This is a genomic window from Duganella aquatilis (assembly GCF_009674565.1).
GTDB classification, from domain to species: Bacteria; Pseudomonadota; Gammaproteobacteria; order Burkholderiales; family Burkholderiaceae_D; genus Rugamonas; species Rugamonas aquatilis.
Map to the genome: position 1 here is coordinate 82,542 of NZ_WKJL01000007.1, position 17,355 is coordinate 99,896.

The following is a 17,355-nucleotide window of genomic DNA, read 5'->3' on the forward strand; positions in this document are numbered from 1 at the left end:
AATCACATTTTAAGATAGGCGATTGATAACTTCAATGTCGAAACAGCCACATTCCTGTTGCCGTTTCCGCCATCTTATGGTTGCGCCAATGCGCTGACCAGCTTGTCCAGGCTGTACGGTTTCAGCAGGAACTGCGCGCGTTCCAGCGCCGCGCTCGGATGCTGGCCGCTGGCGTAGATGATGCGCAGCGCCGGCTGCGCGGCGCGCGCCTGCGCCGCCAGCACCTCGCCGGACATGTCGGGTAGCGAGATATCGGTCAGCATGATGTCCACCGCGTGCTGTTGCAGCAGCGCCAGCGCGGTGGCGGCGTCGTTGGCGGCGAACACCGTATGGCCCAGCAGTTCCAGCAGCTCGGCGGTGGTTTCGCACAGTTCCGGCTCGTCCTCCACCAGCAGGATGCGCGCCGCACCCGGCTGCGCCTCCGACGCGGCGGCCTGCATGGCCTGCGCATCGCCGGCGGTCTGCGCCTGCTGCTGGCGGTTGCCCAGCACATGGCGCACCTTGCGCGCCAGCGCCTCGCGCGTGTACGGCTTGCCCAGCAGGTCGACGCCCGCATCCAGCCGCCCGCCGTGGACGATGGCGTTTTCGGTGTAGCCGGAGGTGAACAGCACCGCCATGCCGGGCTGGCGCTCGCGCGCCTTGCGCGCCAGGTCCGGGCTGCGCAGCGGGCCCGGCATCACCACGTCGGTGAACAGCAGGTCGATCTGCATGCCGCTGTCGATGATGCTGAGGGCGCTGGCGGCGTCGTTCGCCTTCAGCACCTGGTAACCCAGCTCGGTGAGCAGCTCGACCACGGTGGCGCGCACGCCCTCGTCGTCTTCCGCCACCAGGATGGTTTCCTTGCCGCCGACCACGGCGCGCGCTTCCGGCTGCGGCGCCGCGTCTTCCGCCTCGGTGGAGCGCGGCAGGTACAGTTTGACGCAGGTGCCGTTGCCCGGCTCGCTGTAGATCTTGACGTGGCCGCCGGACTGCCGCGCGAAGCCGTACACCATCGACAGTCCCAGGCCGCTGCCCTTGCCTTCCGGCTTGGTGGAGAAGAACGGGTCGAAGGCCTGCGCCATCACTTCCGGCGTCATGCCGCTGCCGGTGTCGCTGACGGCGATCATCACGTACTGGCCGGCCTGCAGCTCGGGATGCGCATTGACGTAGGCGTCGTCCAGGTAGGCGTTGCCCACCTCGATGGTCAGCTGGCCGGCGCCGTTCATCGCATCGCGCGCGTTGATGCACAGGTTGAGCACCGCGTTTTCCACCTGCGCGGTGTCGATCAGGGTATTCCACAAGCCGCCGGAAATCACCATCTCCACTTCGATCTCCTCGCCCAGGCTGCGGCGCAGCATGTCTTCCATGCCGGTGATGAAGCGGCCGATCTTGACCACGCGCGGATCGAGCGCCTGGCGGCGGCCGAAGGCCAGCAGGTAGCTGGCCAGCTTGGCGCCGCGCGTGACGCCGGCCAGCGCATTGTCCAGCCGCCGCTCGGCGCGCGCATTGCCGCTGATGTCGCCGGCCAGCAGTTGCAGGTTGCCGGAGATGACCTGCAGCAGATTGTTGAAGTCATGCGCCACGCCGCCGGTCAGCTTGCCGATCGCCTCCATCTTCTGCGATTGCTGCAAGGCTGCCGCCGTGCGCCGCATCTCTTCCGCCGCCGCCCGTTCGGCGGTGATGTCGCGGCCCACCGCGTGGACGTAGCGCGAATCCGGCGCCGCCGTCCACGACAGGATGGCGTAGCCGCCGCCCTTGCGCCGCGTGCGGTTCTCGAACTTGAAGGTGGTGGCGCCACCGGCCAGCGCCGCCATCTCCAGCTGCGACGCCTCCATATCGTCCGGATGGATCAGCGTGTACAGCGAGGTACCCACCACCTCGGACGCCTCCCAGCCCAGCAGCCGCGTAAAGGCCGGATTGATGGCGGTGATCCAGCCTTCCAGCTCCGCCACCAGCATCACGTCGGTGGAGTACTGCCACATGCGGTCGCGCTCCGCGGTGCGCGCGTTGACCTGCTGCTGCAGCATGGCGGCGGTCGACTTCTGGTCCTGGATATCGGTGTTGGTGCCGACCCAGCGCTGCACCACGCCGTGTTCATCGAAGATGGGCAGCGCGCGCACCAGGTGCCAGCGCCAGGCGCCGTCCGCGCGGCGGATACGGAATTCGGTTTCGTAGGTCTGGCCGGCGGCGACGGCGGCGAACCACAGCGGCGAAGAGGCCTCGCGGTCGTCCTCGTGCACCAGCTGTCGCCAGCGGTCGCGGTCCAGCTCTCCGGCCGGCGTGCCGGTGTAGCGGTAGACCTGCTCGTTGAACCAGTCGACGATGCCGTCGGCGCCCGAGGTCCACACCTGGCTGGGCATGGCCTGTGCCAGCGTGCGGAAGGTGTTTTCGCTGGCGCGCAGCCGGTCGCTCTCGTCGCGCAGCGCTCGTTCGGCCTTGACCTTGCCCGAGGTCTCGATGACGATCGCCATCACGCCCACCGGCGTGCCATCTTCATTGAGGATAGGCGAATAGTCGAGGTTCATCCACACCTGTTCCGGCTTGCCGGTGCGGTGCAGCGTCAGCTCCTGGTCCACATAGGCCAGCGTGCCGCCGGCCAGGCCGACTTTCAGCACGTTGTCGTTGAAGTCCGCCACCTCCGGCCAGCCCTCGCGCACATTGGAGCCGAGCAGCGTCGGATGGCGGCCGCCGGCGAACACGGAATAGGCGTCGTTATAGATCATCACCCCCGGCTCGCCCCACAGCGTGACGATCGGCACCGGTGAACGCAGCACCAGCGCCACCGTGGTATGCAGCGATTGCGGCCAGCCCGACATCGGCCCCAGCGCGGTCTTACTCCAGTCGAAGGCAGCGATGATGTGTGCGAGTTGGCCGCCGCCTTGCAGGAATGGATAGTTCACGGGCAATGAAGGATGATAGGGTTGATGAATTATAGCGTCGTCCTCTACACAAATTCCGCACACCACAGCAAACGTGCATTGCTTCGGGCATAAATTTCCGCTACCATGGTGAGAATAGGAATCATTATCATATAGAGACACATGGATATCCCTCAAGAGTTGCGCAAACTCGGCCTGAAAGCCACCCTGCCCCGGCTACGCATCCTGCAGCTGTTCCAGGAATCGAAGAGCAAGCACCTGAGCGCAGATGACGTCTACCGCCTGCTGCACGACGAGAATATCGACATGGGCCTGGCCACGGTCTACCGCGTGCTGATGCAGTTTGCCGACGCCGGCATCCTGATCCGCCGCCATTTCGAGTCGGTGGCGTCGGTGTTCGAGCTGAATGAAGGCAGCCACCACGATCACCTGATCTGCACCAACTGCGGCCGCATGGAGGAATTCCTCGACGCCGAAATCGAACAGCGCCAGGAAGCCGTGGCGGCCGAACGCAACTTCGTGCTGCACGAGCACTCGCTGTCGCTGTACGGTTTTTGCGGCGACTGCGCCGCCAGCATCAAGCCGATGGGCGGCAAGAAGCTGCGGCGTTCCTGAACAGGTCTTCGATAAAGTCGACGAAGACCTTGATCCTGGCGGCGCGCTGGTGCCGCTGCGGATACAGCACAGACACATCCGGCCCCGCCGCCTGCCACGGCTCCAGCAACGGCAGCAGAGCGCCGCTGCGCAGCGGCGCCGCCAGCGACACTGACAGATGCTGGATGATGCCGCCGCCTTGCAGCGCCATCTCGATCAGCGATTCCACGTGGTCCATCGCCACCGCGCCGCGCGGCGTGGCGGTGAACGGCTGGCCGTCCTGCTGGAAGGCCCATGGCCGCAGCTGGCGCGCCTTGGGATAGACGAAGTTCAGGCACGGCAGCCGGTCCAGGTCATCCGGATGCTGCGGCCGGCCATGGCGGGCGATGAAGTCCGGCGAGGCACAGCAGATGTAGCGGTTGTGGAAGATGCTGCGGCCGATCAGCGCGGAATCCGACAGTTCGCCGATGCGCAGCATCACGTCCACGCCTTCGTCGACCATGTCGATCAGGCGGTCGCTGGCCGTCAGCCGCACGCTGAGTTCCGGATGGGCGGCCAGGAAGCGCGGCAGCGCCGGCGCCACGTAAAGCCGCAGCAGGATGCCGGGCATGTCAACCCGCAGGCTGCCGCGCGGCGCGTGCAGCGAATCGCTCATGCCCGCCTCCAGCTCGTCCATGTCGACCAGCAGGCGGCGCGCCTGTTCGATGCAGCGGCGGCCGTCGTCGGTCAGCGACATGCTGCGCGTGGTGCGGTTCAGCAGCTTGACGCCGAAGTGCGCTTCCAGCACACCGATTTGATGCGTGACCGAAGAGGTGGAAATCCCCAGCCGGGCCGCCGCGCGGCTAAAGCCTCCCGTATCGACCACCGCGCAAAACACCTTCAGCGCATCCAACCTGTCCATTGCGTTCTCCTTTAGCCCGATTATTCACGATTTCGGGATACTGCGTCCCGGCTTGCCCGGTTTTTCTCCAGGCGTCGCTGCCGCAGAATGGCGCCATCAACTTACTTCAGGAGCCGTCACCATGCAAGCCATCGTACTGAGCGCCTTTGGCGCACCGCTTACCCAACAGGATATCGCACGTCCAGGCGCCGGTCCCGGCCAGGTGCTGGTGCGGGTGCACGCCAGCGGCGTCAATCCGCTCGACACCAAGATCGCCGCCGGCCAGGCCGGCCACGCGCAGGCAGTGCTGCCTGCGGTGCTGGGCATCGACATGGCCGGCGTGGTGGTCAGCGTGGGTGCGGACGTTGCGGGCTTCGCGCCGGGCGACCGGGTCTACGGCATGACCGGCGGCGTTGGCGGCGTGGCTGGCTCGCTGGCCGAATACGTGGCGGTGGACGCGCGCCTGCTGGCGCACATGCCGGCCAACTTGTCGATGCGCGAAGCCGCCGCGCTGCCGCTGATCTTCATCACCGCATGGGAGGGACTGGTCGACCGCGCCCACGTCGGCGCCGGCAAGACGGTGCTGGTGCAAGGCGGCGCCGGCGGCGTCGGCCACATGGCGGTGCAGCTGGCGGTGGCGCTGGGGGGGCAGGTCTCGGCCACCGGCAGCGCCGGACAGCGCACCGCCATCGAAGGCATGGGCGCCACCTTCATCGACCGCGATATGCCGGTGGAAGATTATGCCGGCGCAGGCTTCGACATCGTCTACGACACAGTCGGCGGCGCGGTGCTGGACGCCTCGTTTCGCGCCGCGCGCCGCTATCACGGCCATGTGGTGAGCTGCCTTGGCTGGGGCACGCATGCGCTGGCGCCGCTGTCGTTCCGCGCCGCCACCTATTCCGGCGTGTTCACGCTGCTGCCGCTGTTGAGCGGCGAAGGCCGCGCCCACCACGGCGACATCATGCGCGAAGCCAGCGCGCTGGTGGCGGCCGGCAAACTGACGGTGCTGCTGGACCCGGCGCGCTACACGCTGTCCGCCGGCAGCGTCAGCGCCGCCCACCGCGCGCTGACGGAGCGCACGGCCAGCGGCAAGGTGGTGGTCGAGCTTATGGAATAAGCGTATCCGCCTCGCCGAACGAAGCCGGCGGCGCGAACAGCATGCCCGGATTGGCGAACATCTTCACCGGCCTGGACTTGTCGTCCTTGATGAAGCCGAACTGGCCCGGATCGTAACGGAACTCGCCGGCGCTGTTGACGATGGAGATGCCGCCCGCGCTGACATGCACGTGCAGGCCGGGCTCCAGGCCGGACGACGGCGCGGTCAGGTACTCCAGGAAGAAGGTGGTGCCACGGATGCCGATGGTGGCGCTGGGCGTCTTCAGCGCAAACCGCTCCTTGCTGCGCTTGCCCAGCAAGCCGGTCACCGAACGCAGCCCGCCCTTCACCAGCGTGAAGGCGGCGCGGTCGCTTTCCGGTCTGGCGCTGTTGAAGGAAAACTGGTCGACCACCACCGTGGTTTCCGGCTTCAGCGTCAATTCGCTGTTGTCGATGAAGCGCACCAGCGCATAGGCGCCGGCGGCGGTGACCAGCGTATCGCCGCTCTCCACTTCCGACTTCGCCTGCAGGGCTTTCACCATCCCGGACGGCGAGCGCGCGCTCATCGCGCCGCTCACCTGCACCACCACGCCCGCCACCTGCGCCGCCATGGCGCAGGTAGCAGCGACCCACAGCAGCAAAGCCACCAATATCCGCATGCGACACCCGTACAAAATATGAACAGGCGGTTTTATACCACGGATGCAGGCTCGTGGAAAGGATAATCGGTGTAGCCCACATGCGTGCCGCCGAAGAAGCTCGGACGATCGTAGTCGTTCAGCGGCCAGCCGTTGCGCAGGCGTTCCGGCAGGTCCGGGTTGGCGATGAAGTGGCGGCCGAATGCCACCAGGTCGGCGTCGCCCGCTTGCAGGATCGCTTCGGCCGCCGCGCCGTCAAAGCCGCCAGCGGCGATGATGGTGCCGGCGTAATGCTTGCGGATCAATTGCGCAGCCACCGGCGCCTGGTTCTTGCTCACGTCCTCGATATTACCGGCGATGCGCGGCTCGATCAGGTGCAGGTAGGCCAGCTTCAAGCCCGCCAGCTGCTGCGCCACATAGGCGAACAGGCCTTCCGGATCGCGGTCCGACATATCGCCCCAGTTGCCGCTTGGGCCGATGCGCACCGCCACCTTGTCGCTGCCCCAGACCGAAATGACGGCGCGGGTGGCGTCCAGCAGGAAGCGCGCGCGGTTCTCGAAGGAGCCGCCATAGATGTCGGTGCGCTTGTTGCTGCCGTCCTGCAGGAACTGGTCGAACAGATAGCCGTTGGCCGCGTGCAGTTCGACGCCGTCGAAACCGGCCTCCTTGCCGCGCATCGCGGCCTGGCGGAAGCTTTCGACCAGCCCCTCGATTTCAGCAATGGTCAGTGCGCGGTTGGGCGTGTTGGCCACCCAGCCTTCCGTGGTGTAGGCTACGCCGCCGTGCGGCACTTCCGACGGACCGACGGGAATGCTGCCGGCGGGCTGCACGTCCTTGTTGGACTGGCGGCCGGCGTGGTACAGCTGCAGGAAGATCTTGCCGCCCTTGGCGTGCACGGCGTCGGTGACCTGCTTCCAGCCGGCGATCTGGCTGTCGTCATACAGGCCAGGCGCACCGAGGTAGCCGTTGCCGTTTTCAGCGGCGATGGTCGCCTCGCCGATCAGCAAACCACCCGGCGAAGTACGCTGGGCATAGTATTCCGCCATCAGCGCGCCGGGGCGGGCGCCGGCTTCGGCGCGCATGCGGGTCAGCGGCGCCAGCACCACGCGGTGAGTGAAAGTGTAAGGGCCTACGGTAACTGCGGACATCAGCTTGTTCATGATTTGCTCCAGTGAGATTGCGATGGAGGGAATATACGGACCGGCCAACTGAAGATAAATAGGCTTGCATTCGCAAGATATCGGACAGATACTTCCGCAATTACATCAGCGTGAGGAAAACCGGATGGACAGCCTGAGCGGAATTTCGATGTTCGTCACCGTGGCCGAGATGCGCAGCTTTACCAAGGCCGCCACGCATTTCGGCGTGTCCTCCTCCGCCGTCGGCAAAAGCATCGCCCGCATGGAGGAACGGCTGAACGTGCGCCTGTTCCACCGCAGTACCCGCAGCATCACGCTGACGGCCGAAGGCTTGCTGTTCCTGGAACGCTGCCGCCGCATCCTCAGCGAGGTGGAAGCGGCGGAAGCCGAATTGTCCGAGCTGTCCGGCACGCCCAGCGGCCGCCTGCGCGTCAGCGCGCCCCAACTGACCGGATTGATCATGCCGACGCTGACCGGTTTCATGCGCCGCTATCCAGACATCGCGCTGGATATCGACCTGTCCGACCGCATGGTCGACGTGATCGAAGAAGGCTTCGACGCCGTGATCCGCACCGGTGCGCAAAACGATTCCCGGCTGGCGTCGCGCCGCATCGGTTCGTGCAGGCAGGTGGTGGTGGCGTCGGCCAGTTACCTGAAGCAGCACGGCGTGCCGTCGCATCCGTCGGAACTGGCGTAGCATGCCTGCCTGCTGCATAAATTCCCCGCCACCGGCCGCATCGAGCGCTGGCCTTTCAAGCTGGAAGACGGCGCTGCCGATCCGGTGCTGAGAGAACGCATGACCTGCACCACCATCGAGGCGATCACCTATGCGCTGCTGGAGGGCGAAGGCATCGCCTTCCTGCCCACCTTCATCCTCGACGACGAACTCAAAACAGGCCGCCTGCGCATCATCCTGGAGGACTATATGGACCAGACGGTGACCTTCTCGATGCTGTGGCCCAGCAGCCGCTACGCCTCTCCCAAACTGCGCGCGCTGATCGACTACGTGGTCGCCAATATGCGCATCTGAGACATTCAAGACATCCAGCTCCGATATGATCGGAACTGGAGCCTCTTTATTCCGAAACCGGTGGACCGCACACTACGTCCCTCACACCACCGGAGTAAGCGCCATGAGCGCCGGCCTGCTGTCCGGCATGAATGGCTCTCAACGAAAGGAATTAGCATGAACAAAAAAATCCGTGTCGGCATCGTCGGCGCCGGCAATTGGGCCGAGTATGGCCACATCCCAGCCCTCAAGCTGCTGCCGCAGTATGCGATGACCGCGATCCACAGCCGCAGCCAGGAAAAGGCCGACGCAGTCGCCGCGCGCCACGGCATCCCGCACGCACTGAGTTCCTTGCAGGCGCTGGTCCATCATCCCGAGGTGGATCTGGTACTGGTGCTGAATCCCGCACCGAGCCATGAAGAAGCGATCCGCGCCGCCATCGCAGCCGGCAAGGACGTCTACAGCGAATGGCCGCTGACGCCGCGCACCGCATTGACGCAGGAATTGATCGCGCTGGCCGACCAGGCCGGCGTGCGCCACCTGGCCGGCTTGCAGCGCCGTCTCGGCGCCGACTACCGCTATGTGCGCGACCTGGTACGCGATGGCTACATCGGTGAACTGCGTTCGGCGCGCCTGCACGTCAGCGTCGAATACTTCCAGTCGGCGCGGGTCCAGGCGCTGTACTTCACCGTCCCGCAGGAGAACTATTCCGGCCTGCTGCACATCTACGGCGGCCATTTCTTCGACGCCGTCTTCAGCATGCTGGGCCACCCGACCAGCATCAGCGCGCTGGCCGTCAATCAGTTCAAGGAAGTGACGCTGATCGAAACCGGTGAAAAGCTGCCGCACACGCTGGCCGACCAGGTGGTGGTGAACGGCAGTTTCGCCAACGGCGCCGTGCTGACCGCGCATCTGGAAGCGGGCAAGCGTAACAACTACGGCTGGCAGCTGGATCTGACCGGTTCCAGCGGCGACCTGAAAATCTCCAACAGCACCAGCTTCGGCCAGGCCTTCAACGTCATCGAAGGCGCGCAGGGCGACAGCCAGCCGCTCAAGGTGCTGCCGGTGCCGGACCAGTACAACTGGCTGCCGCCGAATCAGCTGGGCGGCAGCCAGCTGGAACTGGCCAACCTGTACGCCGCCTACGCCAGCGACCTGCGTGACGGCACCCGCCTGGCGCCCACCTTCGCCGATGCGCTGACGATGCACCGGCTGATCGACAACATCGAACTATCGAACGCCGGGGGCCGCCGGGTTCAGACCAGTCCCGCCATATAGCCCGACGACGCCATGCCGGCGCTGTAGTCCGGCGCCGGCCGGTTGCGCGGACGCTGCGGCGCCGGCATTTCGATCACGTTCAGCTCTTCCTTGCCGCCGCCGGCCATCTTGAACAGGCTGACGCTGCGCGCCAGGCGCTCCGCCTGCTCCTGCAAGGACACGATGGCGGCCAGCGATTCCTCCACCAGCGTGGCGTTTTGCTGCGTCACGCTGTCCATCGAGGCCAGCGTGCGGTTCACCAGTTGCAGCCCCAGGCTTTGCTCGCGGGTGCCGTTGCTGATGTCACCCATCAGCGTCGCGCCGCGCAGCACGCCGCGCACCACGTCGTCGATGGTGGCACTGGCGTCCTTCACCGCCTGGCCGCCGCCGTTCACTTCGGCCAGCGACTGCACGATCAGCTCCTTGATTTCCCTGGCCGACTGCGCGCTGCGCTGCGCCAGCGCCCGCACCTCGGCCGCCACCACGGCGAAGCCGCGTCCATGCTCGCCGGCGCGCGCCGCCTCCACCGCCGCGTTCAGCGCCAGCAGATTGGTCTGGAAGGCGATGCCGTCCATCAGCCCGACGATGTCGCCGATCCGGCGCGACGAGGTGCTGATGCGCTCCATGGTCGCCGTCACCGCCGATACCGCCACTTCCGCTTCGCGCGCCACCAGCGCGGTCTGGTCCATCAGCTTGTGCGCCTGTTCCGCCTTGTCGGCGTTGTTGGCGACGGTGGTGGTCAGTTCCTCCACCGTGGCCGCGGTTTCTTCCAGCGTGGCCGCCTGCCCTTCGGTGCGCTGCGACAGGTCGCCGGTGCCGGCCGAAATCTGCGCCGAGGCGGTAGCGATGGTGTAGGTGCCGCCGCGCACCTGGGTCACCATGCGTTGCAGGTTGGCGCTCATCTGGTTCATGGCGCGCAGCAGTTCGGCCGTTTCGTCCTTGCCGCCGGTGTCCGCGTCCACCCGCAGGTCGCCTTCCGCCACGCGGCGCGCCACCTCCACGGCGCGGCCCAGCGGCACCGAGATCATGCGCGCCACGCGGCCCGCCAGCAGCAGGCCCAGTACCAGCGCGCCGGCCATGAAGGCGAAGATCAGATGCCGCGCATGCAGGTAGGTCTGGTCGGCCGACTGCGCGGCCTGCGCGCTGCCCGCTTCGTTGATGGCGACCAGCTTGTCGATCAGCGCCATCGCCTCGAAGTCGTACTTGCGCGATTCGCCGCGCACCACCGCCAGCGCGCCGACGTCGTCGCCGTGGCGCGACAGGGCCACCACCTGGCGCACCGCGCCACGGTAGGCGTTCAGCGACGCCTGCAACTGGGCGATGATGTCCATCTCGGCGCCGCTGCGCGGCTGCGCCGCATAGGCGCCCAGCGAATTCTGCACCTGCTGCATCTGGCTTTCCATGTCCTGCTCGTACTTGCGCAGGATGTCCGGCTCGGTCGACACCACGTGGAACAGCTCAAAGGTGCGGAAGCGCGTCAGGCCGTACTTGATGTCCAGCGCATTGCGCACGCCCGGCGCCCAGCGGTGGTCGATTTCATTGGTCACCCGGTCCAGCTCATACAGCTGGAACACGGAGAACACGCCCAGCCCCATCATCATCGCCAGCACGGCGGCGACGACCACATTCAGCTTCTTGGCGATTTTCAGGTTGCGGAACCAGTTCATGGCAATCTCCTAAGTTATGCGGCCTGCAGCTGCAGGCTGCCTTCGAGGAAGTTCAGTGCGGATGCCGCCGGTAACGGACGGCTGTAGTAGTAACCCTGGATCTCGTCGCAGCGCCAGTTGGACAGCATGGCGCGCTGGGTTTCGGTCTCGACGCCTTCGGCGATCACGGTCAGGCCCAGGCTGTGGCCAAGGCTGATGGTGGCCTGCACGATGGCGCTCTGCTCTTTCACCGAGTGCATATTGCGGACGAAGGACTGGTCGATTTTCAGTTTGTGGATCGGGAAGCGCGACAGATAGGCCAGGCTGGAATAACCGGTGCCGAAATCGTCGATGGCCAGCTTCAGGCCCAGAGAACGCAGGCGGTGCAGCAAGGCGATGGCGCTTTCCGCGTCTTCCACCATCACGCTCTCGGTAATTTCCAGCTCCAGGCACGATGGATCGATGTGGGTGGTGGCCAGCAGGTCTTCCAGATGCGCCAGGAAGCCCGGCGCCGCAAACTGGCGCGGCGAGATGTTCACCGCCACCACCACGCGCTGGCCGGTTTCGGCCTGCCACACGCTGATCTGGCGGCAGGCCTCTTCCAGCACCCAGTTGCCGATGCCGACGATCAGGCCCGATTCCTCGGCCAGCGGAATGAAGTCGGCCGGCGAAATCAGCTTGCCCTGGCGGCGCCAGCGCACCAGCGCCTCGAAACCGATCAGGCTGCCGTCGCTCAAGGCCTGCTGCGGTTGATAATGCAGTTCCAGTTCCTCGCGCTCCACCGCATGGCGCAGCAGCGATTCCAGGTCCAGCCGTTCGCCCGCTTCGGCGTTCAGCTGTTGCGAGTAGACCTCCAGCCGGTCGCCGCCGGCCTTGCGCGCCGCTTGCAGCGCGGCGTCGGCATTGCGCAGCAGGACGTCCGGATTGGCGCCGTGCTGGGGATAGCTGACCGCGCCCAGGCTCAGGGTGGTGTAGATTTCATGGCCTTCGCAGTCGTAGGGATTGCGTACTTCGTCGCGCAGGGTGGACAGCGCCTCGGCCAGCGCCAGATCGCTGCACTCCATGCGGAACAGGATGGCGAAGTTGGCGCCGTCCAGGCGAAACACCTCGCCGCCGCTACGTTCCGCCGCGCTGCGGATGCGCTCCGCCAGACCGATCATGACGCGGTCGCCGAAGGCGTGACCAAAGCCGCCGATGATGCGCGAGAAGCGGTCGATGGTCCCCAGCACCACCACGTGCGGCACCGCCGGCAGCGACGCCAGGCGCGCCTCGAAGCTGCGGCGGTGCGCCAGGCCGGTCAGCGGATCGTGGCGCGCCTGGTGACTCAGTTCGTCCTCCACCCGCACCCGGGCCCGGACGTGGTACAGCATGAAGACGCAGGTCACCAGCGCCAGCACGTCGAACACGTGTACCAGGCCGGTGATCCAGCCGATGGCGCGGTTGGCCATGGTGCCGTTGTCGTAGATCGCGTCCTCGACGTTCTGCTGCAGGCCGTCGATGCGCAGGCGCAGCTGCTTGACGTCGTCGTTCATCTCGATCAACACGGCGCGGGCGGCGGCCGGATCGGTGCCGACATTGCGTTCGAATTCCGGCGTCAGCTTGACGATGCGCTGGTAGCCGTCGCGCAGCGCATCCAGCTCCGGACCTTCGCCCAGGCTGGAATGCAGCTGCGCCAGCGTGGCGTCCAGCTCACCGCGGCCCATGCTTTCCAAAAACTGGAAGCGGCCGGGCGTGATCGAGTCCGTGAAGCGCTTGTCCATCGCCAGCTGGTAGCGCAGCAAGGCGCTTTCGAAGTCGCCCAGGTAGCGCATCTGCGGGATGGTGCTGTTCAGCAGCGGCGTCTCGTTGCGGCGGATGTTGTGCGCGGTGCGCTCCATGAACACCGACAGCGTGATACTGGCGGCGATCACCAGCAGCAGCAAAATATAAATGAGACGGCGCGAACTGCTGATGATGTTTTTCATGGAATTACTCCTCGGCGTGGGTCGGGAAGCTGCCGCTGGCCTGGTTCAGGCAGCGCAGCAGTTCGTTCGCTTCAAAGGGTTTGCTCAAAAAGCAGGAGGCGCCGCCGAGCAGTGCGCGCTTGCGCAACGCGGCTTCCGGGAAGGCGGTCATCAGGATCAGCGGCAGCGGATTGCCGTCGCGGCGCAGCTGTTCCAGCAGCTCGATGCCGCTCATGCCCGGCATTTGCAGGTCGGTGATGATGCAGTGGTAGTCGCCCAGCGCACCGGAAGCCAGCAGCGCCAGCGCGGAATCGTAGGCGTTGGCGGCGTAGCCGTAGGAGCGCAACAGGCTCCGCAAGCCGACACGCACGTCTTCGTCGTCGTCGACGATGGCAATATTACAAAATTGTGGATCCGGATCTGACACTGGTGACTCCCTTGTACGGACGGCGGCTCGCGGCCGTCCAGCGCATGGGAGAACAATACAGTTTAGAGAGGGTTGAGAAAATTATACAAGCGTATAGGGTCAGGCACAGGTCAGGCCAAACCAAGCGTCTCGGCCATGCGTACCAGATCGGCGAAGGTCTTGGCCTGCATTTTGCGCATGGCGTTGCCGCGATGGATCTTGACCGTGATCTCGCTGGTGCCCACCTCGCCGGCGATCTGCTTGTTCATCAGGCCACGGGCGGCCAGCGCCATGATCTCGCGTTCGCGCGGGGTCAGGGTCGCGTAGCAGGCCCTGACCCCGTTGCTGGCCTGGTCGCGCTGGCGCCGCTCCTGGTCGGCCGCCAGCGCCAGGTGAATGGCGTCCAGCAGGTCCTGGTCGCGGAACGGCTTTGCCAAAAAATCAACGGCGCCGGCCTTCATGGCCCGCACCGACATCGGAATGTCGCCATGGCCGGTCATGAAGATGATGGGCAGCGCCACGCCGTCGCGATTCAGCTCGGCCTGGAAATCCAGCCCGCTGACGCCCTGCAGGCGCACGTCGAGCAGCAGGCAGCTGGTCAGTTCGCGCCGCGGCTCGGCCAGGAACGCCGCCACCGAGGGAAAGCTGGCGACCTGCATGCCGATGGAGCGCAGCAGGCTGGAAATGGCGTCGCGCAGCGGCGCCTCGTCGTCGACGATGTAGATCAGGGCGTCCGAATAATCAATCTGGTTCATGGGCGGGCAAGGTGAAAAGAATGGTGGCGCCGGCCACGGGACTGTCCGGGGCCGGCTGTTTGACCCAGATACGGCCGCCGTGGTTCTCGATGATGGAGCGGCAGATCGGCAGCCCCATGCCCATGCCGTCCTCCTTGGTGCTGTAGAAGGCTTCGAACAGGCGCGGCACGGCGCTGGACGGGATGCCGGGGCCGGAATCGCTGACGCTGAGCTGCAGCGCGCCGGCGGCGTCGCGCTGGGTTTGCACCGTCAGCACCGCCTGGCCGGGACGGCAGGCGGCCATGGCCTGGATCGCGTTCATCAGAAGATTGATCAGCACCTGCTGCAGCTGCACCCGGTCGCCGTTCACCGGCGGCAGGTCCGGCGCCAGCCCGAGCATCAGCGCCACGTGGTGATTATTCAGCTCGCGCCGCACCATGTCCACGCTCTCCTCCACCACCGACTTCAGATCCAGCTCGGCGTAGGTGGGATCGCTGCGGCGCGCCAGCGCGCGGATGCGCTTGATCACGTCGCGCGCGCGGGCGCTGGCCTCCAGGATGCTGGTGACAGTGGCCCTGGCCTCGTCCATCTCCGGCTGCGGGCGGTTCATCCAGCGCAGACAGGCCTCGCCGTTGGTGGAAATCGCGGCCAGCGGCTGGTTGACTTCGTGCGCGATCGAGGCGGCCAGCTCGCCCAGCATGGTGACGCGGGTGGCGTGCGCCAGCTGCACCTGCGAGCGGTGCAGCGCCTGTTCCGCCAGCACCGCCGCCGTGACGTCGGTCAGCGCGCCCAGGTACTCGCATCCGCCGTCCTTGGTGTGGCGCGGGCGCGACAGCACGTGCACATATTTGAGTTCACCGTCGGGCATCAGCAGCCGGTGGCGCAGGTCGATTTCGTCCTCGCAGCGCAGCGACTGGTCGAGCGCCGCCTGCACGATATGCCGGTCCTCCGGCGCCGTGTGGGCCAGGATGCGCTCCATGGTCGGCTCCACCTCCAGCGGATAGCCGTAGATGCGGGCCGCTTCGTCCGACCAGTACATGCCGCCGCCGGGCGCCTTGAAACTGAAGCTGCCGGTCTTGCTGAGGCGCTGGGTGCCGGCCAGGAAGGCCTCGCTGCGGCGCAGCGCATCCTCGCGCGCCAGCAGCTCGTCGGTGGCGGCCTGGCCGCGCAGCACCAGCACGCAGGTGACCACGATGGCCAGCAGGCCGACCAGCAGACGGCCGGAGGCGGCGGCCGAAAACACCGTGGTGTGCGTCAGCGCGTAGGACAGCACGGTCAGCACCAGGCAACTGGCGGTGGCCAGCAGCACGCCGCGCCGGGCCCAGATGCCGGCCGAGACCAGCACCACGATCACGTACATGACGGCGATCGCCATGTCCAGCGGTGAAAAGGTGTCGATCGCGAAGATCAACAGCATCAGGGAAATCAGTAGTGCGGACATACAGGGAGTGCGGGGAACCCGTAACATGCCTATCCTTTTTGGTTATATTGGCAATCCTTTCGATTATAGTAGGGTTTTGACGACTTGCATCCTATACACCTGTATATGGGGGGCCCGGCCCTTCCTATTCCGAGGTATAGTGTCGCCCGCGCTGCAATTCCGCTACGCTGAGGGCATTCATCTGCGGGAGAGAGACCGTGAAATTGTACGAAACCCTGGCCGCCGATATCGCCAGCCAGATCGCCCAGGGCGTGATCCGCGAGGGCGAGAAGATTCCGTCCGTGCGGCAGACCAGCCAGCACCACAATCTGAGCGTTTCGACCGTGATCCGCGCCTTCCTGCTGCTGGAAAGCCAGGGCGTGATCGAAAGCCGGCCGCAGTCCGGCTACTTCGTGCGCCGCAAGCCGGCGGTGCAGGCCACCAGCGGCGGCAGCGACGACGGCCCGATGGCGCCGGCCGACATGGCGCGCGGCGAAACGCTGGATACCAGCGCCTTCGTGCTCACCACCCTGCGCTCGATCAACCAGGGCAGCGTGCCGCTGGGCTCTCCCTATCCCGATCCCGCCACCTTCCCGTGGGCGCGGCTCAACCAGTACGCCAACGGCCTGGCGCGCCGCGCCGGCCAGATGGGCATGACCGCCGACCTGCCGCCGGGGAATCCGGAACTGATCCGCCAGATCGCCCGCCGCCACCTGGAAAACGGCCTGGCGGTGGACGCCGGCGAAATCATCGTCACCACCGGCGCCACCGAGGCGCTCAACCTGTGCCTGCAGGCGGTGGCGCCGCCCGGCAGCGCCATCGCGGTGGAATCGCCGACCTATTACGCGCTGCTGCAGGCGATCGAACGGATGCGCATGCACGCGGTGGAGATCGAGACCGATCCGGTCACCGGCATCAACCTGGAGGCGCTGGAACGCGCCATCGTCGAACAAGGCGTGGTGGCCTGCATGGTCATGCCCAATTTCCAGAATCCGCTGGGCTTCCAGATGAGCGATGAGCGCAAGCGCGCCATGGTCGAGATGCTGGCGCGGCACCAGGTGCCGGTGATCGAGAACGACGTCTATCACGAACTGTATTACGGCGACGTCCATCCCAGCTCGCTGAAGAACTACGACACGCACGGACTGGTCCTGCACTGCAATTCGTTCTCCAAGACGCTCAGTCCCGCCAACCGCATCGGCTGGGCCCTGCCCGGCCGCTACAAGACGCAGGTGGAAAAGCTGAAGTTCCTGAACACGCTCAACACGCCGGCGCTGCCGCAGCTGGCCATCGCCGAATACCTGAAGAACGACGGCTACGACTACCACCTGCGCAAGCTGCGCAAGGCTTACGCGCAGAACGCCAGCATCATGGCGGCGGCGGTGCGCCGCTTCTTCCCGGCGGGGACCGGCGTGACCACGCCGGTGGGCGGCTATGTGCTGTGGGTGAACCTGCCGCACGGCGTGCGCGCGCTGGAGCTGTATGCGCGGGCGCAGGAACGCGGCATCAGCGTCGGCGCCGGCAACATCTTCGCCACCGGCGACGCCTTCCAGCACTGCATCCGCCTGAACTACAGCTACCCGTGGAACGCCGAGGTGGAAGCGGCCGTGCGCACCCTCGGCCTGCTGGCCGGCGAGCTGGTGGTGCAGTACAACTGTACCCCTCGCAAAGAAGCCAATCTGTAGCCATTTCGTCAGCGCGGCCGCGCTTATTCTGACAGTCTGCCACTTCACGGG

General features: G+C 66.0%; 13 protein-coding genes and 1 pseudogene. 5 read left to right on the forward strand and 9 right to left on the reverse strand.

What is annotated here, in order from left to right; all coding sequences use genetic code 11:
• Window positions 1–74: 74 nt before the first annotated feature.
• On the reverse strand, window positions 75–2,879 hold the full coding sequence (locus GJ698_RS12090; RefSeq protein WP_371865264.1) for a hybrid sensor histidine kinase/response regulator: 2,805 nt from the start codon (window positions 2,877–2,879) through the stop codon (window positions 75–77).
• Window positions 2,880–3,020: 141 nt separating this feature from the next.
• Here GJ698_RS12090 and fur point away from each other — a divergent pair, with 141 nt between their 5' ends.
• Window positions 3,021–3,473: a ferric iron uptake transcriptional regulator gene (gene fur, locus GJ698_RS12095; RefSeq protein ID WP_154357879.1), complete on the forward strand. Its 453-nt coding sequence runs from the start codon at window positions 3,021–3,023 to the stop codon at window positions 3,471–3,473.
• Here fur and GJ698_RS12100 read toward each other — a convergent pair.
• Window positions 3,436–4,353, reverse strand: a complete 918-nt coding sequence (locus GJ698_RS12100) for a LysR family transcriptional regulator (RefSeq protein WP_154357880.1) — start codon at window positions 4,351–4,353, stop codon at window positions 3,436–3,438. The genes fur and GJ698_RS12100 overlap by 38 nt on opposite strands.
• A 121-nt stretch (window positions 4,354–4,474) precedes the next feature.
• Here GJ698_RS12100 and GJ698_RS12105 point away from each other — a divergent pair, with 121 nt between their 5' ends.
• Window positions 4,475–5,449 carry a zinc-dependent alcohol dehydrogenase family protein gene (locus GJ698_RS12105; RefSeq protein WP_154357881.1) on the forward strand — a complete coding sequence of 325 codons (975 nt, stop codon included), beginning with the start codon at window positions 4,475–4,477 and terminating at the stop codon, window positions 5,447–5,449.
• Here GJ698_RS12105 and GJ698_RS12110 read toward each other — a convergent pair.
• Together GJ698_RS12110 and GJ698_RS12115 are read right to left on the reverse strand one after the other, a co-directional pair.
• A complete protein-coding gene (locus tag GJ698_RS12110) occupies window positions 5,439–6,074 on the reverse strand; it encodes a FecR family protein (RefSeq protein ID WP_371865265.1) in 636 nt (211 codons plus the stop codon). The two genes, GJ698_RS12105 and GJ698_RS12110, sit on opposite strands and share 11 nt — an antisense overlap.
• A 44-nt stretch (window positions 6,075–6,118) precedes the next feature.
• Complete coding sequence (locus GJ698_RS12115; RefSeq protein ID WP_154357882.1) at window positions 6,119–7,225, reverse strand: alkene reductase; 1,107 nt, start codon at window positions 7,223–7,225, stop codon at window positions 6,119–6,121.
• A gap of 124 nt (window positions 7,226–7,349) precedes the next feature.
• Here GJ698_RS12115 and GJ698_RS12120 point away from each other — a divergent pair.
• A pseudogene (locus GJ698_RS12120) lies at window positions 7,350–8,234 on the forward strand (LysR family transcriptional regulator).
• 156 nt (window positions 8,235–8,390) lie between these two features.
• The gene (locus tag GJ698_RS12125) at window positions 8,391–9,491 is read left to right on the forward strand and encodes a Gfo/Idh/MocA family protein (RefSeq protein WP_154357883.1); all 1,101 of its coding nucleotides are present in this window, start codon (window positions 8,391–8,393) and stop codon (window positions 9,489–9,491) included.
• On the opposite strand, the gene GJ698_RS12130 is transcribed toward GJ698_RS12125, so the two are convergent.
• The 5 genes from GJ698_RS12130 to GJ698_RS12150 all read right to left on the reverse strand — a co-directional run bounded on the left by GJ698_RS12130 (window position 9,470) and on the right by GJ698_RS12150 (window position 15,640).
• On the reverse strand, window positions 9,470–11,137 hold the full coding sequence (locus GJ698_RS12130; RefSeq protein WP_154357884.1) for a methyl-accepting chemotaxis protein: 1,668 nt from the start codon (window positions 11,135–11,137) through the stop codon (window positions 9,470–9,472). The genes GJ698_RS12125 and GJ698_RS12130 overlap by 22 nt on opposite strands.
• Before the next feature lie 14 nt (window positions 11,138–11,151).
• Window positions 11,152–13,080: a putative bifunctional diguanylate cyclase/phosphodiesterase gene (locus GJ698_RS12135; RefSeq protein ID WP_154357885.1), complete on the reverse strand. Its 1,929-nt coding sequence runs from the start codon at window positions 13,078–13,080 to the stop codon at window positions 11,152–11,154.
• A 4-nt stretch (window positions 13,081–13,084) separates the two neighbouring features.
• Window positions 13,085–13,486, reverse strand: a complete 402-nt coding sequence (locus GJ698_RS12140) for a response regulator transcription factor (protein ID WP_371865266.1) — start codon at window positions 13,484–13,486, stop codon at window positions 13,085–13,087.
• A 110-nt stretch (window positions 13,487–13,596) separates the two neighbouring features.
• Window positions 13,597–14,220, reverse strand: a complete 624-nt coding sequence (locus tag GJ698_RS12145; RefSeq protein ID WP_154357886.1) for a response regulator transcription factor — start codon at window positions 14,218–14,220, stop codon at window positions 13,597–13,599.
• Window positions 14,207–15,640, reverse strand: coding sequence for a sensor histidine kinase (locus GJ698_RS12150; RefSeq protein WP_229259953.1), 1,434 nt, complete (start codon window positions 15,638–15,640; stop codon window positions 14,207–14,209). The genes GJ698_RS12145 and GJ698_RS12150 overlap by 14 nt, the downstream gene beginning before the upstream one ends.
• A gap of 197 nt (window positions 15,641–15,837) precedes the next feature.
• On the opposite strand from GJ698_RS12150, the gene GJ698_RS12155 reads away from it, so the two are divergent.
• Complete coding sequence (locus GJ698_RS12155) at window positions 15,838–17,304, forward strand: aminotransferase-like domain-containing protein (protein WP_371865267.1); 1,467 nt, start codon at window positions 15,838–15,840, stop codon at window positions 17,302–17,304.
• The last annotated feature ends 51 nt before the right edge of the window (window positions 17,305–17,355 follow it).

Excerpts from the sequence above, each read along its gene's own strand:
- fur (WP_154357879.1), top strand. The coding sequence starts at position 3,021 with ATGGATATCCCTCAAGAGTTGCGCAAACTCGGCCTGAAAGCCACCCTG.
- GJ698_RS12100 (WP_154357880.1), bottom strand. The coding sequence starts at position 4,353 with ATGGACAGGTTGGATGCGCTGAAGGTGTTTTGCGCGGTGGTCGATACG.
- GJ698_RS12105 (WP_154357881.1), top strand. The coding sequence starts at position 4,475 with ATGCAAGCCATCGTACTGAGCGCCTTTGGCGCACCGCTTACCCAACAG.
- GJ698_RS12115 (WP_154357882.1), bottom strand. The coding sequence starts at position 7,225 with ATGAACAAGCTGATGTCCGCAGTTACCGTAGGCCCTTACACTTTCACT.
- GJ698_RS12125 (WP_154357883.1), top strand. The coding sequence starts at position 8,391 with ATGAACAAAAAAATCCGTGTCGGCATCGTCGGCGCCGGCAATTGGGCC.
- GJ698_RS12130 (WP_154357884.1), bottom strand. The coding sequence starts at position 11,137 with ATGAACTGGTTCCGCAACCTGAAAATCGCCAAGAAGCTGAATGTGGTC.
- GJ698_RS12135 (WP_154357885.1), bottom strand. The coding sequence starts at position 13,080 with ATGAAAAACATCATCAGCAGTTCGCGCCGTCTCATTTATATTTTGCTG.
- GJ698_RS12145 (WP_154357886.1), bottom strand. The coding sequence starts at position 14,220 with ATGAACCAGATTGATTATTCGGACGCCCTGATCTACATCGTCGACGAC.
- GJ698_RS12150 (WP_229259953.1), bottom strand. The coding sequence starts at position 15,640 with ATGTCCGCACTACTGATTTCCCTGATGCTGTTGATCTTCGCGATCGAC.